At 72.6% G+C, this 15,112-nt stretch carries 19 protein-coding genes; 15 read left to right on the top strand and 4 right to left on the bottom strand.

Going from position 1 to position 15,112, the window contains the following annotated elements:
- Positions 1–4: 4 nt before the first annotated feature.
- The 7 genes from BM228_RS04345 to BM228_RS04315 all read left to right on the top strand — a co-directional run bounded on the left by BM228_RS04345 (position 5) and on the right by BM228_RS04315 (position 3,254).
- Positions 5–565, top strand: coding sequence for a head-tail connector protein (locus tag BM228_RS04345; protein ID WP_092037844.1), 561 nt, complete (start codon positions 5–7; stop codon positions 563–565).
- 41 nt (positions 566–606) lie between these two features.
- Complete coding sequence (locus BM228_RS04340) at positions 607–960, top strand: head-tail adaptor protein (RefSeq protein ID WP_092037538.1); 354 nt, start codon at positions 607–609, stop codon at positions 958–960.
- Positions 957–1,373, top strand: coding sequence for a DUF3168 domain-containing protein (locus BM228_RS04335; protein ID WP_092037537.1), 417 nt, complete (start codon positions 957–959; stop codon positions 1,371–1,373). Before BM228_RS04340 ends, BM228_RS04335 begins: the two co-directional genes overlap by 4 nt.
- A 226-nt stretch (positions 1,374–1,599) precedes the next feature.
- The gene (locus BM228_RS04330) at positions 1,600–2,010 is read left to right on the top strand and encodes a phage major tail protein, TP901-1 family (protein ID WP_092037535.1); all 411 of its coding nucleotides are present in this window, start codon (positions 1,600–1,602) and stop codon (positions 2,008–2,010) included.
- 3 nt (positions 2,011–2,013) lie between these two features.
- Positions 2,014–2,346, top strand: coding sequence for a gene transfer agent family protein (locus tag BM228_RS04325; protein ID WP_092037534.1), 333 nt, complete (start codon positions 2,014–2,016; stop codon positions 2,344–2,346).
- 5 nt (positions 2,347–2,351) lie between these two features.
- Complete coding sequence (locus BM228_RS04320; protein WP_092037532.1) at positions 2,352–2,573, top strand: phage tail assembly chaperone; 222 nt, start codon at positions 2,352–2,354, stop codon at positions 2,571–2,573.
- A gap of 102 nt (positions 2,574–2,675) precedes the next feature.
- Positions 2,676–3,254: a phage tail tape measure protein gene (locus BM228_RS04315; RefSeq protein ID WP_092037531.1), complete on the top strand. Its 579-nt coding sequence runs from the start codon at positions 2,676–2,678 to the stop codon at positions 3,252–3,254.
- A gap of 7 nt (positions 3,255–3,261) precedes the next feature.
- Here the strand turns inward: BM228_RS04315 and BM228_RS04310 are convergent, their stop codons facing one another.
- Complete coding sequence (locus tag BM228_RS04310; protein ID WP_092037529.1) at positions 3,262–4,170, bottom strand: TauD/TfdA dioxygenase family protein; 909 nt, start codon at positions 4,168–4,170, stop codon at positions 3,262–3,264.
- 240 nt (positions 4,171–4,410) lie between these two features.
- Between BM228_RS04310 and BM228_RS04305 the strand changes: the two genes are divergently transcribed.
- From BM228_RS04305 to BM228_RS04295, 3 genes are all read left to right on the top strand, one after another.
- The gene (locus tag BM228_RS04305; RefSeq protein ID WP_092037527.1) at positions 4,411–5,052 is read left to right on the top strand and encodes a DUF2460 domain-containing protein; all 642 of its coding nucleotides are present in this window, start codon (positions 4,411–4,413) and stop codon (positions 5,050–5,052) included.
- Between the two features lie 297 nt (positions 5,053–5,349).
- Positions 5,350–6,225 (top strand): DUF2163 domain-containing protein, encoded by an 876-nt coding sequence (locus BM228_RS04300; protein WP_092037526.1) that lies wholly within the window; start codon positions 5,350–5,352, stop codon positions 6,223–6,225.
- Complete coding sequence (locus tag BM228_RS04295; protein ID WP_092037524.1) at positions 6,222–6,710, top strand: NlpC/P60 family protein; 489 nt, start codon at positions 6,222–6,224, stop codon at positions 6,708–6,710. The genes BM228_RS04300 and BM228_RS04295 overlap by 4 nt, the downstream gene beginning before the upstream one ends.
- Before the next feature lie 150 nt (positions 6,711–6,860).
- Here the strand turns inward: BM228_RS04295 and BM228_RS04290 are convergent, their stop codons facing one another.
- Entirely contained in the window at positions 6,861–7,142 is a 282-nt protein-coding gene (locus BM228_RS04290; RefSeq protein WP_092037522.1) for a helix-turn-helix domain-containing protein, read from the bottom strand.
- Positions 7,139–7,492 carry a type II toxin-antitoxin system RelE/ParE family toxin gene (locus tag BM228_RS04285; RefSeq protein ID WP_244537014.1) on the bottom strand — a complete coding sequence of 118 codons (354 nt, stop codon included), beginning with the start codon at positions 7,490–7,492 and terminating at the stop codon, positions 7,139–7,141. The genes BM228_RS04290 and BM228_RS04285 overlap by 4 nt, the downstream gene beginning before the upstream one ends.
- A gap of 84 nt (positions 7,493–7,576) precedes the next feature.
- On the opposite strand from BM228_RS04285, the gene BM228_RS04280 reads away from it, so the two are divergent.
- From BM228_RS04280 to BM228_RS36055, 3 genes are all read left to right on the top strand, one after another.
- Positions 7,577–11,473 carry a baseplate multidomain protein megatron gene (locus BM228_RS04280; RefSeq protein ID WP_092037518.1) on the top strand — a complete coding sequence of 1,299 codons (3,897 nt, stop codon included), beginning with the start codon at positions 7,577–7,579 and terminating at the stop codon, positions 11,471–11,473.
- Between the two features lie 174 nt (positions 11,474–11,647).
- Positions 11,648–12,658, top strand: a complete 1,011-nt coding sequence (locus tag BM228_RS04275; protein WP_244537013.1) for a DUF2793 domain-containing protein — start codon at positions 11,648–11,650, stop codon at positions 12,656–12,658.
- On the top strand, positions 12,559–12,903 hold the full coding sequence (locus BM228_RS36055) for a gp53-like domain-containing protein (protein WP_425284903.1): 345 nt from the start codon (positions 12,559–12,561) through the stop codon (positions 12,901–12,903). The genes BM228_RS04275 and BM228_RS36055 overlap by 100 nt, the downstream gene beginning before the upstream one ends.
- 191 nt (positions 12,904–13,094) lie before the next feature.
- Here BM228_RS36055 and BM228_RS04270 read toward each other — a convergent pair whose 3' ends face one another.
- Positions 13,095–13,664, bottom strand: coding sequence for a GDSL-type esterase/lipase family protein (locus BM228_RS04270; protein WP_244537011.1), 570 nt, complete (start codon positions 13,662–13,664; stop codon positions 13,095–13,097).
- 45 nt (positions 13,665–13,709) lie between these two features.
- Here BM228_RS04270 and BM228_RS04265 point away from each other — a divergent pair, with 45 nt between their 5' ends.
- Positions 13,710–14,255, top strand: a complete 546-nt coding sequence (locus BM228_RS04265; RefSeq protein WP_092037516.1) for a phage tail tip lysozyme — start codon at positions 13,710–13,712, stop codon at positions 14,253–14,255.
- Entirely contained in the window at positions 14,252–14,881 is a 630-nt protein-coding gene (locus BM228_RS04260; RefSeq protein ID WP_244537010.1) for a hypothetical protein, read from the top strand. Before BM228_RS04265 ends, BM228_RS04260 begins: the two co-directional genes overlap by 4 nt.
- Positions 14,882–15,112: the final 231 nt, after the last annotated feature.

Raw genomic sequence — 15,112 nt, 5'->3', positions numbered from 1 at the left:
CGCGATGATCCCGATACGCGCCGACGGGGCCGTGGTCGAGCCGGTGAGCGTGGCCGAATTGCGCGCCTATCTGCGCCTCGACTCCGACGATGGCGGCACCGAGGACGGCCTGCTCCAGGCCCTGATCACCGCCGCCCGGGCCAGCCTGGAGATCGAGGCGCGCCGGGTCCTGGTGCCTGGCCGCTACCGGATCGCCCTCGATGCCTGGCCGGCGAACGGCCGGCTGACCCTGCCGCTGAGCCCGCTCGTGGCCCTGGTTCGCGCCGGCCTGTCCGACGCCAAGGGCGTCACCGAACTCGCCGCCGGCCTCGTCCGCCTCGGGCCGGACCCGATCGAGGCGCCGGGCCTGCTGATCGACCCCACGGTGCCGGACCCGGCCGGCCGCACGATCCTGATCGAGGTCGCGGCCGGGTTCGGGGGCGACGGGCCGCCGCTCCCGGCGCCGCTCCGGCTCGCGATCCTGCGGCTCGCCGCTGCCCGCTACGAGCATCGCGGCGACGAACCGGATGCCGCCCGCACCGACGCCGCCGACCTCGCCGCACCGTTCCGCCGGATGCGCCTGTGAGCCGGCTCACTCTTCGTCCGAGATCCACTGGAGCTTCGCCGATGGCGACCAGCCTGCATCACCCGCCGCTGGGCGCCCGGCGCCGCCGCTTCGTGCTCGAACGGCCCCTGGAACAGCCCGACGGGTTCGGCGGCGTGCTGCGCCGCTACGTGGCCGGCCCGGTTCTGTGGGGCGCGATCAGCCCGTCCGGCCTCGCAGACCGTCTGGAGGGCGGCCGGACCGACACGCTCCCCGCCTACCGGGTCACCCTGCGCGCCCGGGTCGCCTTCGACCCGACCATGCGGCTCGCCGCCGGTCCCCGCCGCTTCGCGATCCGCGCGGTCAGCGAGCCCGACGCCAAGGGCCGCGACCTGATCTGCCATGTCGAGGAACTGGCCCGGGAGAGCGCGTCGTGACCGACCCGAGCCCGCTCCTGGCCCTGCGGGCCGGCCTGATCGCGCGCTTCGCCCCTGATGCCGCCCTCGCCGCCCTGCTCGGCGGAACGGTTCGGCTCCACGATGAGCCGCCCCGGGGTTCGGTGCCGGTCTATGCCCTGTTCGGCGAGGCCGAGATCGTGGACGATTCCGTCGCCGGCGCCGAGCGCCATCGCCACAACCACGTGATTGCGGTGATCGCCAAGCCCGGCTCGGTCCGCACGGCGCTGGACGCCGCCGAGCGCATGGCCGCGCTCCTGACCGACGCCACGCTACCGCTCCAGGGCTGCCGCCTCGTCACCCTGCGGGTGCGGGTGATCAAGGCGACCCGAGACGCCCGCACCGGCGAGGCCCGCGCCACCCTGACGCTCGAGGCCGTCACCGAAATTCTTTGAGACAGGCAGGGTGCCTGACCCGCCCCCTTTCCCGGACGCCTGGAACGTCAGTGGAAGGCGATCCGGGACCCAGGAGAGACCGCGCTGCGCAGCGGCACGATACGTAACCGGACGCTGCGCAGCGTCCCGTGCTCGGTCCCGGGTCGCATTCCGCTGGCGCTGCATGCGCCCGGGAAAAGGGCGGTGCGCCCGGCGACGTTCGATTCCAAAGCATGAGGAGGGCCCGATGGGCGCACAGAAGGGCAAGGACCTGCTGCTCCGGGCCGGCGACGGCGCGGGCGGCTTTGTGGCGGTGGCGGGCCTGCGCACCCGCCAGATCACCCTCAACGCCGAGACCGTGGACGTCACCAACGCCGATTCCACCGGCCGCTGGCGCGAGCTGCTGGCCGGCGCCGGCGTGCGCCGGGCCGCGATCGCGGGATCCGGGGTGTTTCGCGACCAGGCCTCGGATGTGCGCCTGCGGCTGATCTTCTTCGAGGGCGCAATCGAGACCTTCCAGGTGGTCGTGCCGGCCTTCGGGACCCTGGAGGGGCCGTTCCAGATCGCCAGCCTCGAATACCGCGGTGACCATGCCGGCGAGGTCACCTTCGACATCAGCCTCGACTCGGCGGGCGTGCTCGCCTTTACGGCGGCCTGAACCATGGTCAACCGGATCCGCGGCGAGGTGCCGCTCGTGCTCGCCGGCCAGCGCTACACCCTGTGCCTGACGCTCGGTGCGCTGGCCGAGCTGGAGGGCGCGCTCAAGGCCGGCGACCTGATCGGCCTGGCCGAGCGCTTCGACGGCGGCCGGGTCTCGGCCCGGGACCTGATCGCCCTGCTGGGCGCGGCCCTGCGCGGCGGCGGCCACGCCCTCGACGACGACGCCGTCGCGCGCCTGCCCCTGGCCGGCGGCTTGGAGGCGGTGTCCACCGCCCTGGGCGAGGTCCTCGCCGCCGCCTTCGGGGAGGCGCCGGGCCCCGCAAACCCTCGGTAGAGCCGGTGCCCGACGCTTTTGCGTCGGCGCCGGCTCGAACCTCTCCCTTCCCCTGGGACGACGCCCTGACGCTCGGCCTCGGCGCGCTCGGCTGGAGCCCGGCCGGCTTCTGGGCGGCGACGCCCCGCGAATTCGCTGCCGCTTTGGGGCGGCGACGCGGCCCGGAGCCCCTGAGCCGCGATGCGTTCGAGCGCCTGCTCGCTGCCTATCCGGACCCGGGCCAGTGACCGGAGCCGGGGCTCCGCCCCAGACCCCGCCAAAGGGCTGAGCCCTTTGGTATCTCGGGTTTTGGCACCGTGCCGAACCTAAGCACAATGGAGGGGTGCTCGATGAGCGACGCCGATCCCGATCCGCAGGATGCCGCCCGGATCAAGCAGCTGGAGACCCTCGACCAGCTCGCCAAGAATTTCGGCCGCAGCCTGGATTCGGCGCTCACCCGTGGCGCTGCCTCGGGGCGCACCCTCGACGGCGTGCTCGGCACGATCGGCAGCAAGCTCGCCGGCGCGGCCGCCCGGGCGGCCACCGGCCCGATCCGCTCCGGCATCACCGGCCTGGTCAACGCCGTGCTCGGGGCCGGCGCCGGCAGCGAGACCGGTTTCGCCCGGGGCGGACTGTTCCGGGGCGGCCGGGTCCAGCCCTTCGCGACCGGCGGCGTGGTGGCCGCGCCGACCTACTTCCCGATGGCCGGCGGCACAGGCCTGATGGGCGAGGCCGGCCCCGAGGCGATCCTGCCGCTCAACCGCGGACCGGACGGCCGCCTCGGCGTCGCGGCCGGCGCCGCCGCATCCCGCCCGGTCGCCGTCACGGTCAACATCGCCACCCCGGACCCCGGCGCCTTCCGCCGCTCGGAGGCGCAGGTAACGGCGAGCCTCGCCCGCGCCGTGGCCCGGGGGCAGCGGTCGACGTGAGCCCCCCTTACGCCGCCTTGCTGGCCGCGGCTTCCCTGGCCCGGCTGCGGCGTCCGTCCACGCTGACCGGGGGGACGCCCTCGATGGTGACGCGGCGGACCACCCGGGGCTGGTCGCCGTAATCGTCCACCGCCCGGTGCACCGTCGCGCGGTTGTCCCAGATCGCCACGTCGCCAATCCGCCAGGACCAGCGCACCGTGTTCTCCGGCCGGGTCGCGTGGTCGTTGAAGATCGCGAGCAGGTGCTGCGAATCCGAGGTCGTGAGCCCGAGGATGCGCTGGATGAAGTGCCCGACGATCAGCGAGCGCTCGCCGGTCTCCGGATGCACGTGCACCAGCGGGTGTTCGGTCTCGTAGACGGTCTTGGTGAACACCTCGTTGTAGCGCTGGCGCCCGGCCTCCGGGGCGTTCACGCGCCCGCCCACGTAATCGTAGACGTTGGAATGCAGCGCCCAGAGCCGGTCGGCCAGCTCCCGCAGGGGCTCGGGCAGCTCCGCATAGGCTGCCGCCGTGTTGGCCCAGAGGGTGTCGCCGCCATAGGCCGGCAGGGTCACGGCGCGCAGGATCGAGATCGCCGGATAGGCCGGCACGAAGGTCACGTCGGTGTGCCAGGAGCTCGCCCGCTCGCCCCGGCTGCCGTCGAGGTCGAGGACGCCCGTAGTCCCGGCTAGCGACGGTACGGTCGGGTGCGGGACGAGGTCGCCAAGCCGCCGGCCGAACGCCTCTTGGGCCCCCTCGTCCAAGTCCTGGTCGCGGAAGAACACCACCTTATGGGTGACCAGGGCCTGGCGGATCGCCGCCACCGTCGCGGCGTCGAGATCGCCCGAGAGCGCGACGCCGCGGATCTCCGCGCCGATGCGGCCGGCGACCCGGCGGATGTCGAGAGTGGGGTGCAGCGGCTGCGGGACGGCGCTCATCGGAAGGCTCCTCAGTGAATCGGCGACGAGGCACGTCTCCCGGCTAAGATCTTTTGAGATCGGCCGCAGATAAAAATCTTCACTGAAACGTCCGTCGTCTTCGATGATCTTTGCCCGCTGGCGACCGGTTGTCGATGAACGGCGTTTCCGAAGTTTCGCCCGTTCCCAAAAGACTCTTCCTGGTCCTCCGCGGCCGGGAGGACGGGCCTTCTCCCTCCCCCTCTCCGGGATCTTCGCGCCATGGCCGACGCCTTCCACGAGGTCCTGTTTCCCCTCGACGTGTCGCTGCGCGGCAGCGGCGGGCCGCAGCGGCTCACCGAGATCGTCACGCTGGCCTCGGGGCGGGAGCACCGCAACGGCCGCTGGGCCGATTCCCGCCGCCGTTACGATGCCGGGTTCGGAATGCGAGGGCTCGATTCGCTTCACGCGGTGCTGACCTTCTTCGAGGAGCGGCGCGGCCGGCTCTACGGCTTCCGCTACCGCGACCGGGTCGATTTCCGCTCCGGACCCCCGGGCCGGGCGATCGGCCCCCTCGACCAGCCGCTCGGCATTGGCGACGGCGCCACCGCGTCGTTCGCGCTGACCAAGACCTACGGCTCCGGCTTCGCACCCTATCGCCGGCGCATCGCCAAGCCGGTGGCGGGCAGCGTCCGGGTGGCGGTGGCAGGCCGGGAGGTCGGCGTCGACGCCTTCGCCTGCGACCCGACAACCGGGCTCGTCACCTTCGCGGCCGGCCACGTCCCGGCCAAGGGGGCCGCTGTTACCGCGGGCTTCGCCTTCGACGTCCCGGTCCGCTTCGACACCGACGACCTCACCATCGACCTCGCGGCCTTCACGGCCGGCGAGATCCCGAAGGTGCCCCTCGTCGAGATTGTGCCGTGAGCAACCTCTCGTGCGTGCGACCAGCCTCACGCATTGGGTCCGGTGGCAAACAACTGAAACACAACGCGTTTTCCCTCCCCCTTGTGGGGAGGGGCAGGGGTGGGGGTGGTGCCGGATGAGGCGCAGCGGTGCCTTCTGAGCCACCCCTACCTCCAACTCCTCCCCACAAGGGGGAGGAGAGCGCGTCGCGCATCGCCGAACACGACGTGGGAACGCTGTAGCCCGTGCGGAAAGGGGACCGACGCGGCCTGCAACGGCGCTTGTGCCTCAAACTTCGGGTGCCCTGAAGGTTAAACGATGCGCGATATCCCGAATGCCTTCGCGGCCCATCTCGCGGGCGGCGTCACCACCCTGTGCCGCTGCTGGTCCTTGCGTCGGCGGGACGGCGTGGCGCTGGGCTTCACCGACCATGACTGCGACTTGGGTCTCGCGGGCCTCGTCCACGCCGCCCGCACCGGGCTGGAGGCCGCGGAGGCCAGCGCCGAATCCGGCTTCGCGGTGTCCGGGGGCGACGTCGCCGGGGCGCTGAGTTCCCTCGGGCTGACCGAGGCCGACATCGCCGGCGGCCTCTACGACGGCGCGACGGTGGAGACCTGGCTGGTCGACTGGACCAACCCGAAGACGCGCCTGCTTATCGATGTCGGCACGATCGGCGAGGTGCGCCGGGAGGGCGACGCCTTCGTGGCGGAGCTGCGCGGGCTCGCCCACCGGCTCGGGGCCGAGCGCGGCCGGACTTTTCGGGCGACCTGCGGCGCCGATCTCGGCGACGGGCGCTGCCGGGTCGACCTCGCGGCTTGGCAGACCACCGGCCGGGTCACGGGCCTGCCCGAACCCGCGACTCTTAGCGTGACTCTGGCGGGCGGCTTCGCGGACGGGCTGTTCACCGGCGGGATGCTCACCTGGACGGAGGGCGCCAATGCCGGGCTTAGGGCCGACATCCGGCTCCAACTGGGCACGCTCCTCGAATTGTGGACCGTCCCGCCCCGTCCCGTGGCGGCCGGGGATGCGTTCAGCCTCACCGCCGGCTGCGACAAGCGGCTCGCCACCTGTCGGGACCGCTTCGCCAACGCGATCAACTTCCAGGGCTTCCCGCACATGCCGGGCAACGACGCGGTGATGCGGGCGGTGCCGGGCTCGGAGCCCGTCCTCGACGGTGGGAGCCTTTTTCGATGAGCGCGATGCGGCGGGACATCGGCGTGACGGCCCTCGGCGAGGCGCGGCTGTGGCTCGGCACGCCCTACCGGCACCAAGCGTCTCTGCGCGGCGTCGGCTGCGACTGCCTCGGGCTGCTGCGCGGGGTCTGGCGTGGGCTCTACGGAACCGAGCCGGAGCCGGTGCCGCCCTACGCCGCCACATGGGCGGAATCCGCCGCCCCGGGCACCGACCCGCTCACCGCAGCGGCGACTCGGCACCTCGTGCCGGTGGCCGGCGCGACGCCTGAGCCCGGCGACGTGCTGCTCTTCGCCTTCCGGTGCCATCTCCCGGCCCGCCACTGCGCGATCGCCACCGGCGACGGCGCCATGATCCACGCCCACGACCACGCCGCCGTAGCCGAGGTGGCCCTCACCGCCTGGTGGCGGCGGCACATGACGGGTTTGTTCCGGTTTCCGGATGAGCCGGTCGCCACGGTCGGCTTGACGCCGGGCACGTGCAAGTAGGGTCATTGCCGCCGTCACTGTGAGCGCAGCGAAGCAACCCAGTGCAGCGCGCGATCCTCGAATGTGGCGTATCCCTAGGTTGCTTCGCTGCGCTCGCAATGACGGTGGAGGCAGCGGCGAGCGCTTCGATCCCAAACCGCATCAAGCCGATCAGGCCGCCGCGGCGACGCGCAGCTCGACCTGTAGTCCGGCCGCAGCGAGCATCGCGACCAGCGAGTCGATCGCGAACAGGTCGATCTTGCCGCGCATCAGGTCCGAGACGCGCGGCTGCGTGACGCCGAGGATTTTTGCCGCCTGGGACTGGCTCAGGCCGGAGCGCTCAATGTGATCCCGCAGCGCCATCATCAGCTGCGAGCGGACACGCATATGCGCAGCCTCGGCCGGTGTGTCCTCGATCGCGTCCCAGACGCTGTCGAAGTTTGTCTCAGTCATCGTTGTACCTCCTGCACGAAGTCGGCGTAGCGGCGTTTGGCCGTGGCGATATCGGCGAGAGCCGTTTTTTGGGTCGTCTTGCGGAAGCAATGCAGGACGACCACTGCGCCGGGGAATTTCGCCACGTAGATCACCCGGAAGGCACCATCCGGCTCCCTGATACGGATCTCGCGGACGCCCGAACCGACGGTCGGCATCGGCTTCCAATCGTCCGGATCAAGGCCGGACTGAACGCGGTCGATCTGATGTCCTGCCGCGCGTCGCGCATCCCTGGGAAAGGCGCGCAGGTCGTCGAGTGCGCTTCCGCGAAATATTACGCCCTTGGGTCGCTCAACCACGACACCGCCCAACTTATCAAAACCTCAGACCCTATCCATACAAAAATTTGTATACCCTCGCAATCGCTGCTGCCCACCCCCACCCCGGAGCCCGCCATGGCCACCCTGATCCTGTCGACGGCGGGCGCGGCGGTGGGGACCGCTCTGGGCGGGCCGATCGGGGCCGTGGTGGGGCGCGCGCTCGGGGCGGCTGCGGGGGTGGCGATCGATGGCAGCCTGTCGGGCTCCGGGCGGCACACGCGCTTCGTCGAGGGGCCGCGGCTCGCCGACGTGGCCGGCCTGTCCTCCACCGAAGGCGATCCCATTCCGCGGGTCTACGGGCGGGCGAAGATCGGCGGCAGCCTGATCTGGGCGACGCGGGCCCGGGAGGTCGCCAACACCACGGTGGAGCGCGCGGCCTCCGCCTCCAAGGGGGCGGGCGGGCAGAAGACCGTGCGGACCCGCTACGCCTACTTCGCCAATCTCGCGGTCGGCCTGTGCGAGGGCGAGATCGCCATGGTCCGCCGGATCTGGGCGGACGGCAAGGAGATCGATCAGGTCGGGATCACCCTGCGGGTCCATACCGGCGGCGCGGACCAGGCGGCGGACCCGTTGATCGTCGCCAAGGAGGGCGCCGAGAACGCCCCGGCCTATCGCGGCCTCGCCTACGTGGTGTTCGAGAACCTGCCGCTCGCCGATTTCGGCAACCGCGTCCCGCAATTCGCCTTCGAGGTGGTGCGCCCGGTCAACGGCTTGTTCCGCCGGATCCGCGCCGTCGACCTGATCCCGGGGGCCGGCGAGTTCGCCCTCGACCCGAACCTCGTCACCGTCGATCTCGGCCTCGGCCGGACGCAGGCGGCCAACCGGCATCAGCTCCAGCGCGCCACCGACGTCACCGCCTCCCTCGACGCCCTGCAGGCCCTGTGCCCGAACCTGCGCCGGGTCGCCGTGGTGGCGACGTGGTTCGGCACCGATCTGCGCGCCGGCGCCTGCCGGGTGGTGCCGAAGGTCGAGACCCGGGGCAAGCGCACCAAGCCGGAGGCCTGGAGCGTCGCCGGGATCACCCGCGACAAGGCCGAGGTGGTCTCGACCCTGCCGGACGGCACTCCCGCCTATGGCGGCACGCCCTCGGATGCCGGTCTGACCCGGCTGGTGGCCGACCTCGTGGCCCGGGGCCTCGAGGTGCTGCTCTACCCGTTCGTGATGATGGACGTGGCCGCAGGCAACGGCCTGCCCGACCCGCGCGTGCCCGGCGCGACCCAGCCGCCCTATTCCTGGCGCGGGCGCATCACCTGCGATCCGGCCCCGGGCGTCTCGGGCAGCCCGGACGGCACCGCCGCGGCGGAGGCACAGATCCAGAGCTTCTTCGGGAACGGCTACCGCACGGAGATACTGCATTATGCCGGCCTCGCGGCGCAATGGGCGGCAAGCGGCGTGCGGATCGCCGGCTTCGTGATCGGCAGCGAGTTCGTCGGCCTCACCCGGGTACGCGGCGCCTCGGGCTATCCGGCCGTGCAGGCGTTCAAAAGCCTCGCCGCGGAGCTGCGCGGGCGCCTCGGCACCGGCGTGACACTCGTCTACGGGGCGGACTGGACCGAGTACGGCGCCCATGTCCGCGACGGCGGCGCCACGATCCGGTTCCCCTTGGACGACCTGTTCGCCGACCCGAATATCGGCGCGATCGGGATCGACTGGTATCCGCCGATCTCCGACTGGCGCGACACGCCGGACCATGCCGACCTCGCGGTCTCCGGGGACATCGCCGACCGCGCCTACCTGAAGGCCCGCGGCGCCTCCGGCGAGGCCTATGACTGGTACTATGCCGACGCGGCCGGGCGGGCGGCGCAAACGCGCCTGCCGATCCAGGACGGCGCCGCCGGCAAGCCCTGGATCTTCCGACCCAAGGATCTGGTCGGCTGGTGGTCGAACCCGCATGTCGAGCGCGACGGCGGCGTCGAGACCCGCGCCACCGCCTGGGTGCCGAAGGCCAAGCCGATCTGGCTCACCGAGGTCGGGGTGCCGGCGGTGGACAAGGGCACGAACGGCCCCAACGTCTTCCCCGATCCGAAATCCGCCGAGGGTGCCTACCCGCCGCATTCCCGGGCCTTGCGCGACGAGCTGATCCAGTTGCGCGGCGTCGAGGCGGTGATCGCCCGGTTCGATCCGGCCGCGGCGGGTTTTTCGGACTCCGACAACCCGGTCTCGCCGGTCTATGGCGGCCGGATGGTCGATCCGGGATCGATCTTCGTCTGGTCCTGGGACGCGCGGCCCTACCCGGCCTTCCCGGCCGTGCAGGCGGTCTGGGCCGACACCGCCAACTGGCGGGTCGGGCACTGGATCACGGGCCGGATCGAGGGCTGCGACCTCGACCTATTGGTCCTGAAGATCCTGGCCGATTTCGGCTTCGACGCGCCGGTCGCCGTGGAGGCTGCCGCCTTCCTCGACGGCTACGTCATCGACCGGCCGCTCTCGGCGCGCGGCGCCCTGGAGACCCTGGCGCAGGTCTACGGCCTCGACGTCTCGGCGGTGGCCGGCGCCCTGCACCTGCGCGGGCCGCGCCGCGACAGGCCGGTGGTGCTGGCCGAAGCCGACCTCGTCAGGCTGTCCGAGGAAAAACCGGTCCTGCGCCAGGTCCGGGCCGAGGAGAGCGCCCTGCCGCGCTCGGTCGAGCTCGGGCTCACCGAATCCGAGAGCCCGGATTACCGCCGCGCCTCGGCCGCCGCGATCCGCCCGGTGGGCGAGCGGCGGCGCGAGACCCGGATCGAGGCGGCAATCGTCACCCGCCGGGAGAGTGGCGACGGCCTCGCCGAGGCGATGCTGGACCGGGTCATCGCCGCCAGGGACAGCGCGGTCTTCACCCTGAGCCCGCGCCGCGTCGAGCTGGAGCCCGGCGACCTGCTGGCGGTGCCGGCCGACGTGCCGGGCGGGACGGTGCTGCGCAAGATCGACCGGATCGACGACGCGCCCACCGGGCGCCGGATCGAGGCGAGTGGCGTGCCGCCCCGGGGCGGGCCCGCGCGCGGCCTGTCCCGCAGCCAGGCCCTGCCGGCCGGCGCGACCCCGGCCTTCCCGGGGCCGCCCTTCGCCGTGGTGCTCGACCTGCCGGTGGATCGCGGCAGCCCGACGGTGCTGCAATACCTCGCGGTGGCGGCCGAGCCCTGGCCCGGGGCGGCGGCCGTCTGGCGGGCGGAAGGCGCAGGCGCGCTCGCGCTTCACAGCCTCGTCGACTACCCGGCCTGCCTCGGCCGGACCCTCACGGACCTGCCGGCCGGGCCGCTCTGGCGGCTGCAGCGGGGCGTTCCCCTCGACGTCACCCTGCGGCGGGGCGGGGCCCTCGGCTCCATCGGCGAGGCCGCGATGCTGGCGGGCGGCAACCTGTTCGCGCTGATCGGGCCGGACGGCGCCGTGGAGCTGTTCTCCGCCGCCAACGCGGTGCTGACCGGCCCCGACACTTACCGGCTCTCGGGGTTGTTGCGGGGGCTCGCGGGCAGTGAGGCGTCGGCCGGCCGGGCGCCCCCGGCGGGCAGCCTGATCGTGCGGCTCGATGACGGCGCGGTGGTGCCCCTGGTCGAGCGCCTGGACGAGGTCGGCCGCGGCTTCCGCTACCGCGTCGGCCCGGCCGACCGGGACCCGGGCGATCCCGCCTGTTCGGAATTTGCCGCCACGGCCGGGCTCGCGGCGCTTCGTCCCCTGCGGCCGGTTCACCTGCGGGCGCGCCGGGAGGCCTCGGGGGTGCGGCTCTCCTGGATCCGCCGGGCGCGCCGGGACGGCGACGCCTGGGAGCCCGCCGAGATCCCGCTGGACGAGCCGGAGGTTTACGCGGTCACGGTCTATTCCGGAGCCGGCACGCCCCTGCGCACGATCCGGGCCGTGGCGCAGCAGGTCCTCTACGCCGACGAGGCGGCCGATTTCGTCGGCAAGCAGACCAGCCTCGACGTGGCCGTGGCGCAGATCGGCGCCGTGGCCGGCCCCGGCCCGGCCAGCCGCGCGCGCATTCCCGTCCGCTCGGCCTGATCCCGTCTCGCGTCGAAGCCCTCACCGTCATTGCGAGCGCAGCGAAGCAACCCAGGGCAGCGCGCGATCCCAGACCGTGGCGCGTGCCTGGGTCGCTTCATTGCGCGCGCGATGACGGCAAAGCACATCCGGCCGGGCGATCCGATCGGACACTGAAAGCCTTCCGGAGCTCCCATGACTGACGCCACGCCCCGCCTCGGCCTGCCGCTGATCGCGGCGAGCCAGGCCCAGAAGCACGTCACCCACAACGAGGCGCTCGGCCTCCTCGACGCCCTGGTCCAGCTCGCCTGCCTGGACAAGGACCTCACCGCCCCGCCCCAGAACCCCGCCGACGGCGACCGCTACCTCGTGGTCGCGTCGAACCCGGGCGGCGCCTGGGCCGGGCTCGCCGGCCAGGTGGTGCGCTACGCGGACGGCGTCTGGATCGGCGCCGTGCCCCGGGCCGGCTGGTTCGCCTACCTGATCGACGAGGCCGACCTCTATGTGTTCGACGGGACCGCCTGGAGCAGCTTCCGCCGGACGCTCACGGCGATCCAGAGCGTCAGCCGGCTCGGCATCAACACCGGGGCGGATGCCACCAACCGCCTCGCAGTCAAGTCCGACGCGGCCCTGCTCACCTGGGACGACACGACGCCCGGCTCCGGCGACATGCGGATGTCGGTCAACAAGCAGGCCGCGTCCCGGGACGCCGGCCTGATCCTCCAGACCGGCTATTCCGCCCGCGCCCTGCTGGGCCTTTTGGGCAGCGACGATTTCTCGCTGAAGGTCTCGCCTGACGGGTCCGCCTTCGCCACTGCGCTCACCGCCTCCGCGGCGAAGGGCGGGATCGATTTCGCCTCCACGGAGACCGCGCTCGCCTCGGCGGCGACCACGGATCTCGGCGCGGCCGGCACGCGGCGCGTGCTGGTGACCGGCACGGCCCGGATCACGCGCTTCGGCACCGGCGCCGACCGGGAGCGGCTGGTACGCTTTTCCGGTGCCGCTACCCTGGTCCATGATGCCGAGCAGCTGGCCTTGCCGACCCGGGCCGACATCGTCACGGCCGCTGACGACACGTGCCTGGCCACTTCGGACGGCGCCGGCCGCTGGCGCGTGCGCACTACCAGCGCGCCGACGGCACGCCTCTGGCGCTCGGCACGCAGGCGCTGGCTCCGACCGGCTATGCCCGGCTCTCCAACGGCCTGATCCTGCAATGGGGGATCGCCACGAGCGCGGACGCGGACGTCTCCGTGTCGTTCGCCACGGCCTTCCCCAGCGCCTGCTTGGGCGTCTGGACGCAGCCGGTCGCCCGGGATGCCGGGACGCTCTACGCCAGCCAGGTCAGCGACGTAACCGCCGCCGGCTTCACCCTCCGCAACCGCCGCACGACCGGCGGCACGGTGACCGGCGCCGGGAGTATTTCAACGTATTGGTTGGGATTGGGGGCTTGAGGGGCTCAGTCCAGAGGGGGGATGTAGCCCCCCTGAGTTCCCTCCGTGTCATTCCGGGGCGCCGCAGGCGAGCCCGGAATCTAGATACGCCGGGGGTGCAAGGTCTTCATATGTCGGCGTGTCTGGATTCCGGGCTCCGCTTCGCGGCCCCGGAATGACAAGGCGCTGGAAAAGGCCGCCGCTTTGCGGCTTCACTGGCCCGACACCTCATGATCCGCCAACGCCGCCAGCATCACCGGCTCGATCGCTGCGTAGCCGGTGGCGTTGAGGTGGATGCCGTCCTCGGTGAATTCCGGCCGGAGCGCGCCTGACGGGGTGGCGAGCGGCGCGTGATAATCGATCAGCGCCGCGGCGCTGGCGGCGCAATGGGCGCGAATCCAGCGGTTCAGGGCGTCGATGCGCGCCACGGGTCTTAGCTCCGGGCGCCACCCCCAGAAATCGCTCGGCATCACGCTGCCGATCCAGAGCGGAAGTCCGGCCTCGAAGGCGAGCCGCGCCATGGCGGCGATGTTGTCTCGGATCGCCCCGTCCGAGACCGGGCCGCCGATCTCGGCGATGTCGTTGATCCCGCACAGCAGATGGATGCCCCGGGCGCCGGCCGCGTCCCGCAGGAACCGGGTGCGGATCTGCCCGCTCGTCTGGCCCGGCACGCCCCGGGCGATGAAGTCCTGCCGCGCGAACGTCTCGGCCCGGGCGACGCCCCAGCCGGCGGTGATCGAATCGCCGATGAACACCAGCGGCCGGTCCTGTCCGTGTCCCACGTGTCCCCCGTTCGCGCCGCGCGGACCCATGCCCGGAGAAGACCCATGCCCGCAACCACCGGTCCGGCCCGGGGGCCGAGCGACGCCTTCGCGGCCGGGTGCCGGAGCCTCGGGCTGCGCCTCATGCGCGATCTCGGGCTCACCGACCTCCAGGCCGCCGGCCTCCTGGGCAATCTCGGCCACGAGAGCGGCGGCTTCCTCCGGCTTCAGGAGGTCGCCCCGGTGGTGGCCGGGTCGCGGGGCGGCTGGGGGCTGGCGCAATGGACCGGCCCCCGGCGCGTGTCCATGGAGGCCTGGTGCCGGGCGCACGGTCTCGATCCGGCATCCCTCGAGGTGCAGTACCGCTACCTCTGCGTGGAGCTGCGCACCACCGAGGCGGTGGCGCTCACCGCCCTACGGCAGGCCCCGACCTTGGAGGCCGCCACCGAGACCGTGTGCCGGCTCTTCGAGCGGCCCGGGGTGATCGCGCTGGCGAGCCGGCTGGACTGGGCCCGCCGGGCCCTCGCCGCCCTGCGCGACGGCGCGCCGCCCCCATCCGAATCCCGAGCCGGCCGGGTCCGCCGTGCGCGCAACACCGGAGATCGATCATGACGCAGCTGTTCCGTACCGGGCTGGCGCCAGAGCGCTCGTCGCCGAAGTGGATACCGGTTCGGCGTAAACGAGCGCGTCAAATCAAAGATCTAGAGCCGTTCCCGGTCGCAGCGCGATCGGGAACGGCTCTAGCCAGCGCCGCGATCCCGTTCGTCGCCCTCGTTTCCCCGGCTCTGGCCGCTGCGCCGGCGGGCGGCGTCGCGATCCCCTGGGGCGACTGGTTGGTGGGCCTGCTGCAGCCGGTCTCGGCGGTGCTGGTGCCGATCGCTGCCGCAGCGGTCACCGCCGGTGTCGCTCGGGTCGCGCCCTGGGCGGCTTCGCTGCTGACCCGGGAGCGGGTCGAGGCGGCGATCCGGGCCGGGGCCGAGTACGGCCAGAACGCTGTGGCCGGCGCCGCAAGGGGCCGGACCGTGAGCGTCGATCTCGGCTCCGCGGTGGTGGCGGCCGGCGCCCGGCATGTCCTGGCGACCGCCCCAGCCCACGTCGTCCGGCAGGCCGGCGGCGCGGAGGGCGTCGCTGCCCGGATCTTCCGCGCCTTGCCGCTCGATCCGCAGGCCAGCGTCGGCAACGTCCTGACGCCGGCGCTGGCGGCTCTGCGCGCGGGGGATGCAGCCCATCGGGCCTGACGACGCGCCGCGCTCTCCGTCCGCGAGCGGGCGATGTCGCTCCATGCCGGATGTGGCGCAGGCTCCCTGTCTAGGGGCCTGCGATGTTCACACACCGGCTTGTGAAGGCCGCACCGCGCTCTCCTCCCCCTTGTGGGGAGGAGCCGGAGGTGGGGGTGGTTCAGACGGCACCATCACGCTTGATCCGACACCACCCCCACCCCTGACCCCTCCCCACAAGGGGGAGGGGAA

This window comes from Methylobacterium pseudosasicola (genome assembly GCF_900114535.1).
Classification (GTDB): Bacteria; Pseudomonadota; Alphaproteobacteria; order Rhizobiales; family Beijerinckiaceae; genus Methylobacterium; species Methylobacterium pseudosasicola.
Note: the sequence above shows the minus strand (reverse complement) of the source record. Positions and strands in the feature narration are given on the sequence as shown.

What these genes read in the sequence shown, in the direction of transcription:
- BM228_RS04345 (WP_092037844.1), top strand. Translation starts at nt 5, where the DNA reads ATGATCCCGATACGCGCCGACGGGGCCGTGGTCGAGCCGGTGAGCGTG.
- BM228_RS04340 (WP_092037538.1), top strand. Translation starts at nt 607, where the DNA reads ATGGCGACCAGCCTGCATCACCCGCCGCTGGGCGCCCGGCGCCGCCGC.
- BM228_RS04330 (WP_092037535.1), top strand. Translation starts at nt 1,600, where the DNA reads ATGGGCGCACAGAAGGGCAAGGACCTGCTGCTCCGGGCCGGCGACGGC.
- BM228_RS04325 (WP_092037534.1), top strand. Translation starts at nt 2,014, where the DNA reads ATGGTCAACCGGATCCGCGGCGAGGTGCCGCTCGTGCTCGCCGGCCAG.
- BM228_RS04315 (WP_092037531.1), top strand. Translation starts at nt 2,676, where the DNA reads ATGAGCGACGCCGATCCCGATCCGCAGGATGCCGCCCGGATCAAGCAG.
- BM228_RS04310 (WP_092037529.1), bottom strand. Translation starts at nt 4,170, where the DNA reads ATGAGCGCCGTCCCGCAGCCGCTGCACCCCACTCTCGACATCCGCCGG.
- BM228_RS04305 (WP_092037527.1), top strand. Translation starts at nt 4,411, where the DNA reads ATGGCCGACGCCTTCCACGAGGTCCTGTTTCCCCTCGACGTGTCGCTG.
- BM228_RS04300 (WP_092037526.1), top strand. Translation starts at nt 5,350, where the DNA reads ATGCGCGATATCCCGAATGCCTTCGCGGCCCATCTCGCGGGCGGCGTC.
- BM228_RS04295 (WP_092037524.1), top strand. Translation starts at nt 6,222, where the DNA reads ATGAGCGCGATGCGGCGGGACATCGGCGTGACGGCCCTCGGCGAGGCG.
- BM228_RS04290 (WP_092037522.1), bottom strand. Translation starts at nt 7,142, where the DNA reads ATGACTGAGACAAACTTCGACAGCGTCTGGGACGCGATCGAGGACACA.
- BM228_RS04280 (WP_092037518.1), top strand. Translation starts at nt 7,577, where the DNA reads ATGGCCACCCTGATCCTGTCGACGGCGGGCGCGGCGGTGGGGACCGCT.
- BM228_RS04275 (WP_244537013.1), top strand. Translation starts at nt 11,648, where the DNA reads ATGACTGACGCCACGCCCCGCCTCGGCCTGCCGCTGATCGCGGCGAGC.
- BM228_RS04265 (WP_092037516.1), top strand. Translation starts at nt 13,710, where the DNA reads ATGCCCGCAACCACCGGTCCGGCCCGGGGGCCGAGCGACGCCTTCGCG.
- BM228_RS04260 (WP_244537010.1), top strand. Translation starts at nt 14,252, where the DNA reads ATGACGCAGCTGTTCCGTACCGGGCTGGCGCCAGAGCGCTCGTCGCCG.